Below are 17386 nucleotides of genomic sequence, written 5' to 3' on the forward strand. Positions count from 1 at the left end.
TTTTTGCCCCACCCCCGGGTCTAGTTTGCGCGGGGGTACGGGGGCTTGTCGCGGGGGGGGCGGCGGTGGGGGATGGGGGCCGCCCCGCACGCGCCCGTCAGCCGCCGCCACTACGGGAGGGGGGACGGCTACCTTGCTCCAGCCTCGAACGCCCGGCGCGCCGCGCGGCGCCAGCGGTTGGCGGGGAGAGACGGATGTAGCGCGGCGAGTGCGCCGCAGTACTTGGTGAAGACGGCCGGGTGCAGACCGTGGGTGTGCAGGACCCGGTCCGCGTCAGTCAGGTGCCCGGTCGATTTCGTCTCTACCAGTACGAGGTCCGTGTCACAGTGCACGGCCTGTTGCGTCCTCAGGTCGATGCAGACCAGTCCCGCGTCGCAGGTGATGCGCTCGCCGTCGCCCACGAAGGTCGCACGGAGGTAGTCCGTGCTCAGGGAGGGATGCAGTGTGGCGGGCGCGGCGATCGCATAGGCCCGGTCGAGGGTTGTTGCGAGGAATGCCTGGTGGGCGGCGTCGAGCGGGGTGTCCGATCCGGTGAGGGGTCGACGGTGCTTGACAGTGTCGCCGCGGCGGCCCTTGAGCTTGATCTCGTACTGCCGCTCGCCGGTGTCCTCGTAGACGCGCTCGCGGATCTTGAAGCGGAGGCGGCGGCCCTGGCGGTGGTCGTGGAAGGACCGGAGGCCGGGGGTGTCGTAGTAGACCGAGTGATAGCGGAAGACGCGACGGCCGTCGATGGCCAGCGCGCGTAGCGGCCGGCCGCGGCGCTGTGGCGCAGTGAGCCGGCCGACCACGTGCGCGAACGTCTCTGCCGGTACCAGATAGCTGCGGTCGAAGCGCGCGAGCAGGGCGGACCGCTCGTTGACCTCTGCGAGGGACATGGGGTCGGCGTCGTGGGCCGCCTCGTTGATGGCCTGTACGGCCGCGGGGGCGAGCACCGCCGTCCCGGCCGTCATGCCGCGTCCAGGACGGGCGCGGTCGGACGCACGAGGTCGGCCCCGGCCGTCTGCTGGCCGACGGCCCTCGTCGCGGCCTCGCGGTAACGGACGTCGACGACCATCAGATCGCGCACGAAGTCCACCTCCACGACCGCCCACTTCACTGGTTCGCCCAGGCGCCGCGCGAGGTCGGCTCGGAGCGGGGCGGGGTCGCTGTGGACGGTGTCGAGGGTGACGACCGTGCGACAGGCTCGGGCGAACAGCCGCGGGTGATCCGCTGCGTAGACGACCAGCAGGAGCACGGCGCTCAACACGGCGGCGAGGCCGAACGCCAGGTGCGGCAGCCCGCAGATGAGTCCGAGGACGAGCGTGGTGAAGTAGTAGGCGACTTCCTCGTGCTGGACGGAGTCGGAGCGGAGCCTGATGATCGACAGGACTCCGAAGAGGCCGAAGCCGACCGCCATGCCTCCGCTGCCGCCCACTGCGGCGAGCGCCACGACGACGGTGAACAGGGCGACGTTCAGGGCCAGATACGCCGGCACGAGGTCACGGCGTCGGTGCCTCGGATAGTAGATCGCGAACGTCAACAGGCAGATGGCGGCGAGGTCGAGCCCCAGATGGGCGACGATGTGACGCATCGAATCCATGGTTCCACTCTCTGTGAAGAACGGAGGAGAGCCAGACCCTAGGGAAACTCCAGGTGAACAGTCACCCCCTCCTTGAGGAATGTTGGCGGATCTTGGCAGTTACTGTTGGTAAGTGTCCGAATGCACATCACGGCTTGCCCGTTCGGCGCTCGCCGCCGCGGACGGCGCCCCCCTCTGCGGCCGGGACGACCCACCGCCTGCACGGCGCCCAACGGTCAAATCGACGCGGTGGTCGATGTGTTCCGCGCGCTTGCCCGGTCCGGCGGGCGATGATGCTGCAGCGGACCAAGACGTGGAAGGAGTCCACCGACCCCGACTTCGACGCCAAGCTGGACCGGATCGAGTACGCCCCTTCAGGGCCTTTCGGGCTTGCGGGCCAGGAGGCAGGCGCGCGGCCTGTTCACCCGTCCGCCGGGCTCCTGCTCCAGTCTCGCGGTGACGACGAGTCCGGCCTGCTCCAGCAGCTCGACCATGCGGTCCAGGGGCAGGAGGTACGACTCGTAGGACACCGGACGGCCATAGCCGTGGGTCGGCTGCAGCCGCTCATTGCCGACATAGTCTCCCCAGAGCAGACAACCACCGGGCGCGAGCGTGCGGTGGAACTCGGCGAACACATCCGGCAGCCACTGCGGGGGCGTGTGATGGGTGGAGTACCAGGCCAGGATGCCGCCGAGCTCGTCGTCCCTCGTCTCCAGCGCGGTCATCGAGCCCTCCGTGAACCGCAGGTTCGGATAGGCGTGCCGGGCCAGCCCGACCATCTTCGGCGACAGATCGACGCCGAAGACGGACACCCCCAGCCCGGCCAGGTGCGCCGTCACGCGTCCGGGACCGCACCCCAGGTCCGCGACCGGCCCCAGACCGGCCGTCCGCACCAGTTCGGCAAACCCCGCCAGCATCGCGCGTGACAGCGGGTCCATCTCGGATGGAGGCGGGACGCGTTCGACGTAATCGGCGGCGACCGTGTCGTACGACTCGCGGACGGCGGTCAGAAAGGAGAGCTCAGCCATGCGGGCGACCCTAGACCAGGCAACTGACAGGCCGTGGCACGACCTTCAGCTGATCTGCGCGACATCCACCGCTGTAGACGCCCAGCCGTCACACCACGCCGGTGATCGTTTACGGTCACGGCACGATGTGCCGTGACCGGACCTCGTGGAGTTGGTCCGCCACCTCGCCGATTCCGACCCCGTGGACCACGTACGGCACGACGCCCGGGCCCTTCTTGAAGGGCTCAAGCTGCACGGCGAAACCGACTGACGGGGCGGCATGGAACATCTCCCCTACATGCCCCTGTGCTGGAGCCGATAACGCTCAGAGCTCGTAACACTTTCACAACCGCCGGACGCGCAGCACGCCGGTCAGCATCGGGAGGGTGAACTCGCCGTCGGCGGTCTCCAGTCGGCTCGCGAGATAGGCGCGGGTCCGGCCCAGCGCGGCCTCCCGTTCCTGCTCCGGCATGACCAGCATTCCCGCCTTGGTCGCGAGGGTCGCGACGAGGGAGTCGGCGGTCCGACGCTGCCCATGCGGGAACTCCGCTTGTTCCGGCGAGTCGAACCGGGCGTCCCCGCCCGTCTTGGGGAGGTGCATGCCGGCTGTCTCGGCACGCCAACTGGTGGGCACGTCGCGCGGGCCGATGGACGCGCTCCCGCTGACCCGTGCGAGCCCGGCCACCCAGTCGACTCGGTCGTCGAAGACGTTCCACAGGCCCGCCAGAACCCCGCCGGGTGCCAGGACCCTGGCGATCTCGGGTCCCGCGACGTCCATGTCGAACCAGTGCATGGCGTTGCCGGACAGCACGGCGTCGACGGACGCGTCCGGGAGCGGTATCGCCTCGGCGCTGCCCGGCAGGGCGCGCACGGCCGGGAGACCGCGGCGCAGTTCGGCCAGCATCGCCGGGTCGGGCTCGACCGCCACGACGTCGACGCCCAGCGCGACCAGCGTGCCGGTGAGCTTGCCGGTCCCGGCGCCGAGGTCGAGTACCCGCGGGCCGGGCGCGGGTTCGAGTGCCCAGCACACCGCGGCCTGCGCGTAGTCAGGGCGGTGCTCGGCGTAGGCGCCCGCCGCCGCGCCGAACGACGAACTGTGAAGCAGCCGTTCGTCTTTCTGCAACTTCTGCTCCATGAGCGCGCGGCCACGCGTGTGGTCCTGGTGTTGCTCCGTGCCGTCGTCGGTCCGCCTCAACACAGCTCCTGTTGTCAGCGATCCGTGTCAGGTGCACGGACCGCGGATGGCCGGCCAGGGTTGACATGACCGGGGCGGCACAAGCTATCGGCTCGATGTATCGAACCGATACATCATCAAGGTATGTACTGGGGCGCTTCGGCGCAAGGGTCCACCTCTGCTGACCAAGGATCAGAGCGAGCGCGCAGGCGGTTGGCCGGCGAGTCGGCCACCGCGAACCCGATGGGGGGCGATTCGGTGGGCGTGACTCTCTTTGCCTGGGGCGCTCAGGGTGTTCGTTTCCGGCGTTGATCACCCGGTAAGCGTCTGTTGATTACCTTCGCGCATTCTGCGGCAGTCGGTAAAACGGGGCGAGACGAGGGATTTAAGTGCTGGATACACGTGTCACGGTGTCGGTGCACGCCTCCGACCCGCTCAGTCGGGCCGGAGTCGTCAGTCACCTACAGCACCAGCCCACCGTCGAGATCGTCCAGGACCAGGGCGGCGCGGCGGTCAGACGGGCGGAACAGGCGGAACGTGGGAGGGAGAAGGAGAAGGAAGGTGATGGGGAGGCGGTCGGGAATGTGGCGATCATGCCGATCGACCAGTTCGACGAGATCGCAGCGACCGAACTGAGACGGCTCGTACGGGGTGGTGAGCAGCGGGTGGTGCTGATTGCCCGGGATCTGCGCGAGCCGGAGCTGATGGCGGTCGTGGAGTACGGCGTACGGGCCATCCTCTGGCGTCATCAGACCACCCCGCAGCGGTTGTTACGGGCGGTGCAGAGCGCGGCGCGCGGTGAGGGAGACCTCCCGCCGGACCTCATCAGCAGGCTGCTCACACAGGTGGGGCAGTTGCGACGATCGGCGGAGACATCCGCCCCCGCGGGGCTCGTGCCGACGCTCGGTATGGCGCCGCGCGAGGTCGATGTGCTGCGGCTGGTCGCCGAGGGGATGGACACCCGGCAGATCTCCCAGAAGCTCGCCTACTCCGAACGCACCGTCAAGAACATTCTGCACGCCCTGATGACGCGGCTTCAGTTGCACAACCGCGCGCACGCTGTCGCGTACGCGCTGCGAGAGGGATACATCTGATGGGGGCGGAAGCCGACACGCAAGTGGGTGCGGTGGCAGAGACAGGTATGGATGCGAGAGCCGATGGCGAAGCAGCGGTGACGGAATTGGTGGAAGAAGTTCAGGCAGCGGCGGGTCGTCGGGCGGGGGAACGGGCGTGATTCACGAAGTCGATGAGGCGATGCGGTCCGTGCTGCGCGGCGGAGTACTGCCGGACGGCGCCGGGGACGTCGCGTTCGAGGCGCCGACCCGCGACTGGGCGGCGCGGCGCAACGCGCCCACGCTCAATGCGTATCTGTACGACATACGCGAGGACGTCGCACGCCGTGAGCGCGGGGCGATCTCGGAACGCGGCGCCGATGGTGTGGTCGTGCGCAGACATCAGCCGCGACGCTGGTTCCGGCTGTCCTACCTGGTCACGGCGTGGACCACACGCCCGGAGGACGAGCACCGGCTGCTCTCCGCCACGCTGGGGTGCCTGCTCTCGCACGAGATCCTGCCGGTGGCCGCGCTGTCGAACGCGCTCCGCGCACTGGAGGTGAGCATCCCGCTCACCGCGGCGGTGCCGCCGCCCGAGTCCCGCTCGATCGCCGACATCTGGTCCGCGCTCGGCGGCGAACTCAAGCCGTCCCTGGACGTGGTGATCACCGTGCCCTTCCCGGTCTCGCCCGCGTACGAGGTGGCGCCGCCGGTCACGGAGGGCGCGGTCACGGTCGTCCGCGGACTCGACGGCGTCCCGGGCGACTCCCGGCCCCGGATGCTCCGGTCCGCTCCAGGTGCCCGGCCGTCCGCAAGGGGCAGCGAGGAGGAACGGTGAGCGGCACAACGGTGATCGAGAGCGCCGGCGGCGCGCTGATCGGCCGGCTGGCGGGGTTGCGGGAGCGGGTGGCCGGACTGGTCGAGCGGCGCAGCGCCGACGATCCGACGGCTTCGGACCCGCTGCGCGGGCTGTATGTGACCCCGGATACGGCCAGAAGGCTGGCCGCGCGGTCGCCGGCGGAGGGCATGGGCGCGGCGTACTCGGGCGAGGGGTGTGCGCGGGGGGCGTATGCGGGCGGACCGGAGGGCGAGGCCTCGGGCCCCTGGGACCCATCGGATCGGGCGGCCGCGCTCGCCGAGCGGTTCGGGTTGTCGAGCTTGGACATGCATGTCCTCCTGGCCGCGCTCGCGCCCGATGTGGACCGGAGCTTCGAGCCGCTGTACGGCTACCTCAACGACGATGTCGGGCGTCGCCGTGCCACCGTCTCTCTGGCGCTGGACCTCGCGGGCACCGGCCCGTACGACCCCGCGGCCCGCGCCCGTTTCCACCCTTCCGCGCCGCTGCTGTCCGGTGGGCTGCTGGTCGTCGAGGACGAGGACCGACCGCTGCCGGGACGGGCGCTGCGGGTACCGGAACGGGTGGTGGCCCATCTACTGGGGGACAACGGCCTTGATCCTGAACTCAGCGGCGACGAGGTCGAGTTGCTGGAGGTGAGGCAGCGAGCGGCCGGCTGTGCCGGCAGCGGAGCCCGCACCGAAGCGCAGGCGTTCGCCGGGCGACTCGCCGTGCTCGCGAGCGAGCGGCCGCTCGCCGTACATCTCCGGGAGCGCCGGCCCGGTACCGCCGCCGAACCGGTGACCGACGGGCTGCGGAGCGCCGGCCTGCCCGTGCTGCGGTATCGACCGAATGGTCACCATGGTGACGGTGCGGGCCCGGCGGGTGCGCTGCTGCGGGAGGCACGGCTGCGGCGGGCCGCGGTCGTCGTGGGACCGCTGCCGGAGCGGCCCCACGCGCTCGTCAGGGCGCTCGCGGGCGGGGACGTGCCGGTGGTCTTCTTCGGAAGCGAGCCGTACGACCCGGGCTGGGCCCCGGATTCGGAGCTGTTCGCGCTGGACGCACCGGACGACGGGGCGGCGACCGGCGAGGCCTGGAGCACCGAACTCGGCTCCGTGGGCGGCGGCTTCGACCTCGCTGCGGCCGTTGCCCCGTACCGGCTGGGCGCCGCCCAGATCCGACGGGCGGCCCGGGCGGCCTCCGCCCTCGCCGCCTTCGACGGGACGCCGGTGACCGCCGCCCACATCCAGCACAGTGCGCGACAGCAGTCCGCGCCGCTGCTGGACCGGCACGCCCGGCGCGTACGGCCCGCCGTCGGCTTCGACGGTCTCGTCCTGCCGCCCGAACCGCTGGCCCTGCTGCACGAATTGGTGCAGCGGGCGCGGCATCGGGAGAAGGTGCTGGGCGAGTGGCGACTGCGCACCGGCGGTGGGCGCGGCAGGGGCGTGGTGGCCCTGTTCGCCGGGGAATCCGGTACCGGAAAGACGCTGTCCGCCGAGGTCGTGGCCGGCGAACTGGGTCTGGATCTCTATGTGGTGGAGCTTTCGGCGGTGGTGGACAAATACGTCGGGGAGACGGAGAAGAACCTGGAGCGGATCTTCTCCGAGGCCGACCGCACCGACGCGGTGCTGCTCTTCGACGAGGCCGACGCCGTCTTCGGCAAACGCTCGGAGGTCAAGAGCTCGCACGACCGGTACGCGAACCTCGAAAGCGCGTACCTGCTGCAACGGCTGGAGGCGTTCGACGGGATCGCCGTACTGACCACCAATCTGCGCGCCAACATCGACGATGCGTTCACCCGGCGGCTGGACCTGGTGGTCGATTTCCCGTTCCCGGATGCCGGGCAGCGGATCGCCTTGTGGCGTTCCTGTCTTGCGGCCACCCCCTGCGTGGACGACCTCGAACTCGATGCATGCGCCGGCGAGTTCGAGCTGTCCGGCGGCGCGATCCGGTCGGCCGCGGTGACCGCGGGCTATCTCGCGGCGGGGCGCGGCGGGCCGGTGACGGCGGCGGATGTACGGGCCGGGGCGCGGCGCGAGTACCGCAAGATGGGGCGGCTGGTGCCGCACGCGTCGCCGGTGTGGAACTGAACCTCCTGGTGTGGCCGGGGCCGGCCGGGCGATGTCCCGGCCGGCCCCGGCCTGCCTCACGGCCCTTCGGCGATCTTCCAGTCCTGCCGGTCATCGGACCCGTCGGTGCACTTCCAGGACACCGCGCCCTTGTCGTTCTGTAGGTCGGTCAGGCATTCCTCGTTGCGCATGTTGACGATGCGGGTGCGGCCGTTGCCCGCGTCCACCAGCCGCCACTTCTGCTGGGGCGGCAGCTGGCCCGACTTGAGCTGCTCGGGGTCGGCCTTCCAGAGCTCGACCTCGTTGGTGTTCTCCTTCAGTTGGGCAACGCTGCCCGGGGCGCTGCCCGGCTCCAGGGCGACCGTGTTGTCCTCGGCGTAGTGGTGGATGATCCACCACTGGTTGCGGCCGAACTGGTCACCCGTCCACTGGGGGCTCTGGCCGATCTGCGTGCCGTCCGCCTGGCTGCCCCGGTTGGCCTGGAGGTACCAGCCACCGTTGGCGTTGGACCGGATGGTCTGCGCCTTCGGGCCCTTGTCCCCGCCTTCGTCCTTGGGGGGCTCCTTCTGAGGCTCCTCGGGCTTCTCCTCCGGGGCCTTGGACGGCGGCGGTGGCGGTGGCGTTGGCGGCTTCTGCTGCTTCTCCGGGAGTTTGCGGGACACACCGGGCTTCTCCCGTGCGCTCGTCGACACATTGGGCACCGATTTGAACCAGAGCGCCACAAAGGCCAGCGCCGCCACGAGCAGCAGCGAGAGCACCGCCATCGCCCAGCGCGGCAGCACGGACGGCTGGAGATAGGTGCCGCGCAGGTCGGTCGGCTCCGGGGCCCCGGCTCGCAGCACGGAGACGGTGAAGGGGTGCTTGCTGGTTCCGCCGACCCAACTCACCCTGCCGGGCCGGATGTTGAGCTGGGCGAAGGCCGCGCGGCCCGGCACGGCCTGGACCGATGTCGGCTCGGGCACAACGGTGAGGGCGTCGCCGTTCTCACGGCCGGACAGGGAGACCGTCAGCGGCTGGTTGCCGAGGTTGTCGACGGCGACCGCCGCTGTGGCACGCCATCGGCCGCGTACGGCCAACGGCACCAGCTCACAGCGGAGTTCGGTGAACGGCCCCACCGTGACCTGTCCCTCGGCGACATCGCGGATCTCGGGGTGCTCGGCCGGCTCGACGCGTATGCCGAAGGGCGTGGGACCGGCCACGGCGTCCGACGTGCGCGGTGGCGCGAAGGCGACCTCCGCCGTGCCCTCGGCCCCGGGATACAGCCGCAGCACGTCCGGCTCCACTCGTGTCCAGCCCGCCGCGGCGCCGACCGGTTGCAACCGGTACTCCTCGACGGTGTCGCCCGTGTTGCGTACCCGCAGCCTTACCCTCGCGACGGAACCGGGGTCGACGGTGATCGCGGCCGGTTCCAGTGAAGTCCACATGCTCACCAGGGCAGTCAACCGGTGGCGCCGGGCCCGGGTCAGCGTGCGCAAGGGCAGAGCCGGGGGCAGAGCCGGATGTCCTTACGGCTCCCTACGGCTCCTTACGGCCCCGTGCGCATGCACGAGCAGCCGGCGCGCGGCGGCACGGGCCGCTGGTCGAATCCGCCCGGCAGCTCGTACGCGCGGCGTCAGCTCCGCCGTCCTCTCACTGCCGGAGTACGGCCGCAGGGTCGCGGGCTCGATGCGGGACCGGCCCTACGGTGCCCCGTCGAACGAGCCCAGGCGCTCCTCGACCGTGTCCCTCGTAGTGCGCACACTCGGCCGGGCGGTGGCACGGGAGCCGGGATCCACCGTCACAGCGGCCCGGTCCGGAGCGGGCCACGACGTCATACCCGCAGGCTAGGGCCGCTTCCGTCGTCTCTGGTGGTACGGAGGTGCCGCCCCAGGGGCACCGGCTCGTGCCTCGCCGGCCATCCCTGGGGTGGCCTCTGGGGTGGCCTCTGGAGCGGATCGCGCCCTGCGGGAACGCGGACCGGATGCCGGAGCAGATTCCGGAGCGGAAACCGAATGCCATCCGGGATCGGTTCCCGGGGCGGATCCTGGAACGGCGCCTCCTCGACGTTCCGCAGGGGCCGGGCTTCTTTCGTCGCCTCGGCGCGGCCCCTCGCCGTTCCAGCAGGAGGTGCAGGGCGCGCGCCGTGGCCTCGTCGTCGCCGTGCCGCCGGGCGCTGTCCACGGCGCGGTGAACGAGTGGTTCGAGGTCGCGGTGGAGCGTGGTGCCGCTGAGCGCATGCGACCAGGCGGTGAGGAGATCCACCGCGGACCCCAGCAGCCCGGGTGCCGCGTCCAGGGCCCGTTCCACGGCCGTGTACAGCCGCGTGTGGGCGCGGCGCAGCCACTCCCGCGCGGTGTCGGCGTCGGCCAGCGGCCGGCCCGGGGAGTCCGGGCGGCGCGGCTGATCGGGCGGGACGCCGTGCGGCCTGATCAGCCGCACCGCGTGCTGCGCGGTGGCCAGCAGATGGTCGAGGAGACGATGCTGCGCTGCCTCCCGCTCCCCCTGGCTGTCATGCCGCTCGCCCAGCCGCCGGGCGAAGAGACCGACCAGATCGTGGTACCGGTAGCAGTCGTCGCCGTACAGCTCCACGAGCCCGGCATCGACCAGCGTCTCGACCGCAGCCTCCGCCTCGTCCTCGGTCGTGTCCAGCACCGCGGCCGCGGCACCCCGGCAGAAGGTCGGCATGCCGCACAGGGCGAAGGCCCGGAAGGCGTGCGCGAGGCCGGGACCCAGCGCCTCGTAGTCGGCCCGGAAGGCCGCCTCCACGCCCAGGTCACCCAGCCGTAGCTCATCCAGCCGCCGCTCATCGCCCAGCCGGGCCACGAGGTCGGCCATGGCCCGGCCCGGCCGGGACGCCAGGCGGGCGGCGGCGATGCGCACGGCGAGCGGCAACCCACCACAGGCGGCGACCAGTTCGCGCGCGGCAACCGGCTCGGCGGCCGTCCACTCCGCCCCCACGATCGCACCGAGCAGTCCCAGTGCCTCCCCTTCGTCCATCACCTCCACGTCGACTCGGTGGGCACCGGGCAGCGCGAGCGTCCGCCCGCGGGTGGTGACCAGCACCGCGCACCCCGGTGCCCCGGGCAGCAGCGGCCGCACCTGGGTGCTGTCGCGGGCATTGTCGAGAAGGACGAGGACCCCGCGGTCGGCGATCAGCGAGCGGTACAGGGCGGCCTTCTGTTCCACCCCATCCGGTACGGCGCACTCCGCGACGCCGAAGGCGCGCAGGAAGTGCGTCAGAACGGCGCCGCTGTCGGCCGGAGCCGGGCCGGTGCCCTGTAGGTCCACATACAGCTGCCCGTCCGGGAAGTGGGCCCGCACGGACTGCGCGACATGCACGGCCAGCGCCGTCTTGCCGACCCCGCCGAGCCCGTTGAGCGTGGCGACCACCGGTGCCCGTCCGCCGGATGCCGCGCGCAGCGCCGAGGCCAGGTGGGCGACGGTCTCCGTACGCCCCACGAAATCGGCGATGTCGGGCGGGAGCTGGGCCGGTACGGGAGACGGTGTGCCGGTGTGTGAGGTGTCCCGGGTAGGGCGGGGCGGGCGAGGCCGGGGGTTACGGCCATCACCTGCACGGTCATGATCCGGGCGGACGCGATCAACGGGAGGGCCGGCACCGGGCCCGGACCTCGGACCGGGATCAGGCCCACGGCCTCCCGACCCAGTACGCAACTCCGCGTACAGCACGTGGAGTTCGCTGCCGGGCTCGGCGTCGAGTTCGGCGGCGAGGGTGCGGCGGGTGGCCGCGTACACCGCAAGGGCCTCCGCCCTGCGGCCCGCGCGGTGCAGGGCCCGCATCAGCAGGGCCTGGGCCCGTTCGCGCAGCGGATGCTCGGCGGCGAAGGCGCGCAGTCCGGCGATCGGGTCGGAGATCGAGCCGGTGTGCCCACCCAACTCCACTGCACAGTCGAAGAGATCCTCCCGAGCGGTGACACACAGTTCGGTGAGCCGGTCGCGCTGCCGCTGGGCGTACGGCCCGGGCAGCCCGGCCAGTGCCACGCCCTCCGGGAGCGCGAGCGCAGCTCTCAGCTGCTCGTACGCGCCCGCGGTGTCGCCCGCCCCCCGCAACCGGCGCGCCCTGACCAGCCGCTCCTCGAAACCGGCCGAGTCCAGCGCCTCGGCGGGCACCCGCAGTGCGTAGCCGCCCCCGCAGGACACCAGCAGTTGGGCGGGCTGTCGGGGCTTGCGTTCCGGCTCCAGCAGGCCGCGCAGCCGAGAGGCGTACGTCCGCAAGGTGCCCACCGCTCGCGGCGGCGGCCACTCGCCCCACAGTGCGTCCACCAACTGCGCTACGGATACCGGCCGGCCCGCGTGCAGAAGCAGCACCACCAACATGGCGCGCTGCTGTGGCGGGCCCAGATCCAGCGGACGGTCCCCCCTCCAGGCCCGCACCGGGCCGAGCACCTGAAACCGCAACCCGTCGTCCCGGTTCGGGCTGCTCGTCTCCTGTGCGCCCTCGAGCTCGTCCGGTTCGTCCGCGTCGCCGCGCACTGTCTGCTCGCTCCCCTGTCCCTGTCGATCTCCCACGCCGCCCCTTCGGACCTGCGTCGATGCACCAGCTCTATCGAACGTAGCTCAGCGCACGGACACCGATTCCCGGAAAACGTCCGATACTGAACCAACGGCCGATCCCGCCGATTTCTCCCACCGCCAGGACTTCTCGTAGGTGCACGCGGGCGCTTCGCCGGTGCTCGCCGACGCCCACCGGTGTTCGGCAGGGCAACCGTCCTGCCCGTTCGACTCCCCTTCCGCCTCTGGATGTGCTGCCCCGCTCCGGCTGAAAATCGGTGGTGGGGCCGCCCAGGACGGACCACGGACCATGGACCGACGAACCACCGGCCGCCAGAACGGAGCCCTGGTGCACGCACACGAACGGCGGGCCACGGGAGGAGAGTCGGCGCCGCGGACCGCGGCCCGCGGTCCCGAACGCCCCGGCACGTCCGCCTCAGCCCTGTCCACCCACCGGTCGGAGGCGCTGCGCACCCTCCAACGGACGGCGGGCAATGCAGCGGTCGCTCGCGCGCTGGCCCCGACGCCGGAGAACGCAAAGGACCCACACCAACTTCAGCGGTACGCGGGCCCACAGCACCTTCAGCGGTACGCGGAGGGAGCGGCCGCCCACGGCTTCGACAAGGTCTCCACGCACGGCGGCATCGCCATCCGTGGCCGCTACGAGGCATACGCCGACGCAGACATGATCAACGCCGCCGCACACAGCCTCGACGCCCAGGACCAGGTGCCGATCACCCTGGAGCGCGGGGCAGCGGTGCAGGTCGGTGAGCGCACCCTGTACCGGGTGCTGCCCGTGTACAAGGACGAGGCCAGGGCCGCGGCCGCCGCACGGGCCGCGGGCCGGAGCCCGGAGGGAGCCGGTCACGAGCCCGTACGCGGGGACAGTGCGGCACAGCGCGGCGAGAAGCGTGCCGCCTACCTGCGGTCCCTGACCGACCCCCCGGAAGTCGGGCAGCTCGTCGCGCTCACCCGGCGCATCGTGACGGCGCTCCAGGCGCGGGCCGAACCGCGCAGCTCCACCGTCGACGGCCTGCGGTCCGAGGCCATGAAGCTGGCGATGGCCACGATAGGCGGTGGCTGGATCGCCGCGCGGTTCCCCTACCCCGAACGCGCCGGCCGGGAGGGACTGACCGACCTCGCCGTCATCATGCCGAGCCTGACCGCCGACTTCCTCGCCGGACTCCCCGCCGTCGAGAACCAGGAGGCCCAGGTGCACGAGCTGCTCATCACTCTCCCCAACGACTGCAAGGCAGCGGCCGCCCAGCTCATCGGCACCCCGGCGGACGGCGGCCTCAGCGTGCGGCGTGACGCACCCGCCGTCGGTGAGAACCACTTCGTCGACCTCACCGGGGCGGCGCCGGACGGCTGGGCGAACCACTTCGCCGCCGTCATCCTGCGCGACGGTCCCGACAGCCTGACGTACGAGTCGGCCGCCGACCGCGGCAGTGCACTTCAGCACGGCAAGTCCCTCGGCTACTTCGCGCTGTACGGCCGGGCCGGGACCGACCAGTCCTTCGACACGGTCATCCGCGCCGAGAACCTGGCCTACGCGGCTCGATCGGCACCCCGCACGTGACCGAACGGGCAACGCGCGCTGCCCCCGACGGGGCCCGTTCGTCTCTACAGCCCGGCCCGCCCGTCGGCCAAGGTCGAGAGCGTAGGGAGCAGAGACAGCAGCAGTGGTGACGGGGGAGGAACGTCGTGCGGGCACAGGACCGGCAGCCCGGCTCGGGGAGCGACCGCTCGGGGGCGGCGCACGCCGGCCGCACGGCGTCCGCCCCCGCTTCCGATGCCGCCCGCCGGGCAGCGGCCGGCGAGGCGGAGCGTCTCACACCCGAGGCGGCCGCCGTCCTCCAGCGGGTCGTGGGCAACGCGGCGTTCTCAGCCGTCGTCGCCGGCCCGGAGCAGCACCAGCACCACGCGGGCTGCGGACACACCGCGCCCCCCACCGTGCAGCGCTCGCCCGTCCAAGACGTCCTGCGCACACCCGGCCGCCCGCTCGACGAGCCGGTCCGCACCGACATGGAGTCCCGCCTCGGCGCGGACTTCTCCGACGTGCGCGTGCACACCGACACCTCCGCCCACGAATCGGCCGCGTCCGTCGATGCCCATGCGTACACCTCCGGTTCGCACATCGTCTTCCAGCGCGGCCGCTACGACACGTCCTCCGCGGCGGGCCGCCATATGCTCGCTCACGAGCTGACCCACGTCATCCAGCAGCGCAACGGCCCGGTCGCGGGCACGGACCGCGGCGACGGGACGAAGGTGAGCGATCCGTCCGACCGGTTCGAGCGGGAGGCGGAGGCGAACGCGAGCCGGGTGCTTTCCGCAGATGTGCAGGCGCCTTCCGCAGATGTGCAACGGACGGCCGGCACCGCGCACGCCCCGGACCGCGGCACCACGGGCGGGCGTCGTCCCGTGCAGCGAACGTTCAACATGGTGAACAAGCCCATCACTGCCGCCCAGGACGTCCACCCCCTCGCACCCCTCATCGCCAAGGGCAAGGCACGCCATACCCGGTGGACGGACGAGTTCAAGAAGAAGGTCCGGGACGAAATCATCAAGATGGCGGGCGATGAGCGGGACTTCGGTCGATTCACGTCGTACGGAGAACTCTTGGATGACGCCGAGAGGCGCGTCCAGGAGGCAGCGGCAGCCCACCTTCCTCCGGTCGTTCCCACCGCCGTCAAGACCGGTTCGTCGAATCCGGATCACATGGAAGTGGACCTCTCCGAAGGCCAGCAGATCCATCGCCTCGCCGAGGTCCGCCGACGACTCTCCTTGCGCGGGACGGAACAGCATCTTGATGGGTTCCGCAACCGCCAGGAGATGGTGAGGCCGTTCAAGCACAAGCCGACCGGAGAAACCTACTCCATCGGCCATACCGGAAACTTCGTCCTGGGCGGCCCCGAGGAAGGCGAGTACAAGGCACTTTTCGAACGCACCAGGAACAGCACCGGCCTGTCCGATGTGGAACTCGCCAAGCACTTCATCCGGGCCCTGACCGAGCCGGGGTACGACTTCGACGGAGTGAGCGAGGACGGTCGTAGGTACTGCGCGAAGGTGGTCGCCATCATCCAGGGCGCCGAGTTCCGCCGTGCCGCGGCCAACCCGACCGTGGCGATCGCCGCCTTCAACCAGGTCGTCACCGGCGCTGCCGGAACGCTGTACGAGGCCCTCAACAAGTACGCCGTCTTCGCCAAGGCCAAGGGGAACTCCGCCACCGGCGGCTCCAAGGACTCCCAATTCCACCGTGACACGGATGTGGACCAGGAAGACGGGGACTTCAAGGAGCGAGCGATCAACGAGTACCAGGCACTCGCTCAGCTGGTCTCCGCCAACGGCTTCGACCCGAACGACGAGAAAGAGTTCTACAAGGGGTGCGACAAGATCGCGGCCACCTCGATGAGCGCCTTCACCGCCACCTTCGAGTACGAGATGTCCTGACCCTCATCGCCATCCCTCGTTTCATGTGCCATCGCAGGGCACGAGAAACAACCGAGCAGACCACTTCGCACATCCAGGGAGTATCAGAACATGCCCACCTACCTGTCCCCCGGCGTCTACGTCGAGGAAGTCGCCAGTGGATCGCGGCCCATCGAAGGGGTCGGGACGTCGGTGGCTGCCTTTGTAGGCCTCGCTCCCACCGGTCCGCTCAATGACCCGACGCTGGTGACGAACTGGTCCCAGTACGTGGCCGCCTTCGGGGAGTTCACGGATGGCTACTACCTCGCACACTCCGTGTACGGGTTCTTCAACAACGGGGGCACGGCCGCGTATGTCGTGCGGGTCGGAGGATCCGGCGACGCGGAGTCCCGGACCGCCGTGGCCCCTGAGGCGCCCAGGGCGCTGACGGCCGGGGAGCCGACCTCGCTCGGGTCCTTCAAGATCTCGGCGATCGCGGCTGGTTCCGCCCATGGCGGGGCGCTCACGGTCGAGGTGCAGGACGTCGAGGGCGAGGGCAACGCCGACCGGTTCAAGCTGGTCGTCAAGGATGGCGACAGGGTCGTCGAGAGCTTCGACGTCAGCGCGAAGAAGAGCTCGCGGAACTATGTCGTGGCCCAGGTTAAGCAGCGTTCCAAGGCGATTGTCGTCGAAGAAGCCGTCCCGGCCGGGCAGGTGACGAAGCCGGACCCGCAGAGCGTCACGCTGGCCCCGCCCACCCCGGCGCCCGCGGCCCCCGCCGGGAACGGTGCGGTCGAGCGGCTCGCCTCCGGCCAGTTCATCGGCGACTCCGCCGACCGCACCGGCTTCGGCGGCCTGGAGGCGCTTGACGAGGTCAACATGGTGGCTGTGCCCGATCTGATGGCCGCCTACCAGCAGGGACTGATCGACCTGGAACAGGTCAAGGCCGTCCAACTGGGCCTGATCGCACACTGCGAGCTGATGGGCGACCGGATGGCGGTCCTGGACCCGCCGCCGGCGCTCAACGCACGCGACATCCGCAGGTGGCGCCAGGAGATCGCGGGCTACGACTCCCGCTACGCCGCGCTCTACTACCCGTGGATCAAGGCCTTCGACCCGGCCACGGGCCAGACCCGCACCATCCCGCCGTCCGGACACATGGCCGGCGTGTGGGCCCGTAACGACTCCGAACGCGGCGTCCACAAGGCCCCGGCCAATGAAATCGTCCGCGGGGCGGTCGACTTGGAGCTTCAGATCACCCGCGGCGAGCAGGATCTGCTCAACCCGATCGGCGTGAACTGCATCCGGGCCTTCCCCGGACGCGGAATCCGGGTGTGGGGCGCGCGGACCATGGCCTCCGATCCGGCCTGGCGCTACCTGAACGTACGGCGGTACTTCAACTACCTGGAGGAGTCGATTCTCATCGGCACCCAGTGGGTGGTGTTCGAGCCGAACGACGAGGCGCTGTGGGCCAGGATCCGACGCAACATCTCGGCGTTCCTGGTGAACGAGTGGCGCTCCGGCGCATTGTTCGGGCAGCGGCCCGAGGACGCGTTCTATGTGAAATGTGACGCGGAGACCAACCCCGTCGAGTCCGTCGACCTGGGACGGGTCGTGTGCGAGATCGGCATCGCGCCCGTCAAGCCCGCCGAATTCGTGGTCTTCCGGTTGGCCCAGTTCTCGGGCGGCGGTGGGGAGTTGGAGGAGTAGGCAGGTCGTCAGTCGCAGCCAAGCTCAACGCCTCCGGCCCTTCCCCTCCCCCGTCCACCCTCCTTCTTCCCCGTCACCATTCTTT

General features: G+C 70.8%; 12 protein-coding genes and 1 pseudogene. 7 read left to right on the top strand and 6 right to left on the bottom strand.

Going from position 1 to position 17386, the window contains the following annotated elements; all coding sequences use genetic code 11:
* Window positions 1-128 precede the first annotated feature (128 nt).
* Both AB0C96_RS34560 and AB0C96_RS34565 read right to left on the bottom strand, forming a co-directional pair.
* A complete protein-coding gene (locus AB0C96_RS34560; protein ID WP_362923080.1) occupies window positions 129-950 on the bottom strand; it encodes a polyphosphate polymerase domain-containing protein in 822 nt (273 codons plus the stop codon).
* Complete coding sequence (locus tag AB0C96_RS34565) at window positions 947-1579, bottom strand: DUF4956 domain-containing protein (protein WP_362923082.1); 633 nt, start codon at window positions 1577-1579, stop codon at window positions 947-949. The genes AB0C96_RS34560 and AB0C96_RS34565 overlap by 4 nt, the downstream gene beginning before the upstream one ends.
* Window positions 1580-1839: 260 nt before the next feature.
* Between AB0C96_RS34565 and AB0C96_RS34570 the strand changes: the two are divergent.
* Window positions 1840-1929 (top strand): annotated as a pseudogene (locus AB0C96_RS34570) (IS630 family transposase); the annotation flags it as partial.
* 3 nt (window positions 1930-1932) lie between these two features.
* Here the strand turns inward: AB0C96_RS34570 and AB0C96_RS34575 are convergent.
* Both AB0C96_RS34575 and AB0C96_RS34580 read right to left on the bottom strand, forming a co-directional pair.
* Window positions 1933-2586 (bottom strand): methyltransferase domain-containing protein, encoded by a 654-nt coding sequence (locus AB0C96_RS34575; RefSeq protein WP_362923083.1) that lies wholly within the window; start codon window positions 2584-2586, stop codon window positions 1933-1935.
* A 322-nt stretch (window positions 2587-2908) separates the two neighbouring features.
* A complete protein-coding gene (locus AB0C96_RS34580; RefSeq protein WP_362923084.1) occupies window positions 2909-3760 on the bottom strand; it encodes a class I SAM-dependent methyltransferase in 852 nt (283 codons plus the stop codon).
* Window positions 3761-4128: 368 nt separating this feature from the next.
* Here AB0C96_RS34580 and AB0C96_RS34585 point away from each other — a divergent pair, with 368 nt between their 5' ends.
* The 3 genes from AB0C96_RS34585 (at window position 4129) to AB0C96_RS34595 (ending at window position 7716) form a co-directional block, all read left to right on the top strand.
* A complete protein-coding gene (locus AB0C96_RS34585) occupies window positions 4129-4833 on the top strand; it encodes a response regulator transcription factor (protein ID WP_362923085.1) in 705 nt (234 codons plus the stop codon).
* Window positions 4834-4969: 136 nt separating this feature from the next.
* Complete coding sequence (locus AB0C96_RS34590; protein ID WP_362923086.1) at window positions 4970-5629, top strand: DUF4255 domain-containing protein; 660 nt, start codon at window positions 4970-4972, stop codon at window positions 5627-5629.
* A complete protein-coding gene (locus AB0C96_RS34595) occupies window positions 5626-7716 on the top strand; it encodes an ATP-binding protein (RefSeq protein ID WP_362923088.1) in 2091 nt (696 codons plus the stop codon). The genes AB0C96_RS34590 and AB0C96_RS34595 overlap by 4 nt, the downstream gene beginning before the upstream one ends.
* 56 nt (window positions 7717-7772) lie before the next feature.
* Here the strand turns inward: AB0C96_RS34595 and AB0C96_RS34600 are convergent, their stop codons facing one another.
* Entirely contained in the window at window positions 7773-9119 is a 1347-nt protein-coding gene (locus tag AB0C96_RS34600; RefSeq protein ID WP_362923089.1) for a hydrogenase expression protein, read from the bottom strand.
* Between the two features lie 205 nt (window positions 9120-9324).
* Window positions 9325-12201 carry a BTAD domain-containing putative transcriptional regulator gene (locus AB0C96_RS34605; RefSeq protein WP_362923090.1) on the bottom strand — a complete coding sequence of 959 codons (2877 nt, stop codon included), beginning with the start codon at window positions 12199-12201 and terminating at the stop codon, window positions 9325-9327.
* Window positions 12202-12493: 292 nt separating this feature from the next.
* Here AB0C96_RS34605 and AB0C96_RS34610 point away from each other — a divergent pair, with 292 nt between their 5' ends.
* The 3 genes from AB0C96_RS34610 (at window position 12494) to AB0C96_RS34620 (ending at window position 17301) form a co-directional block, all read left to right on the top strand.
* On the top strand, window positions 12494-13762 hold the full coding sequence (locus AB0C96_RS34610) for a hypothetical protein (RefSeq protein ID WP_362923092.1): 1269 nt from the start codon (window positions 12494-12496) through the stop codon (window positions 13760-13762).
* A gap of 287 nt (window positions 13763-14049) precedes the next feature.
* Window positions 14050-15633, top strand: a complete 1584-nt coding sequence (locus AB0C96_RS34615) for a DUF4157 domain-containing protein (RefSeq protein ID WP_362923161.1) — start codon at window positions 14050-14052, stop codon at window positions 15631-15633.
* 90 nt (window positions 15634-15723) lie between these two features.
* Window positions 15724-17301 carry a phage tail sheath subtilisin-like domain-containing protein gene (locus tag AB0C96_RS34620; protein ID WP_362923094.1) on the top strand — a complete coding sequence of 526 codons (1578 nt, stop codon included), beginning with the start codon at window positions 15724-15726 and terminating at the stop codon, window positions 17299-17301.
* Window positions 17302-17386: the final 85 nt, after the last annotated feature.

This window comes from Streptomyces sp. NPDC048506 (genome assembly GCF_040651315.1).
GTDB lineage: Bacteria > Actinomycetota > Actinomycetes > Streptomycetales > Streptomycetaceae > Streptomyces.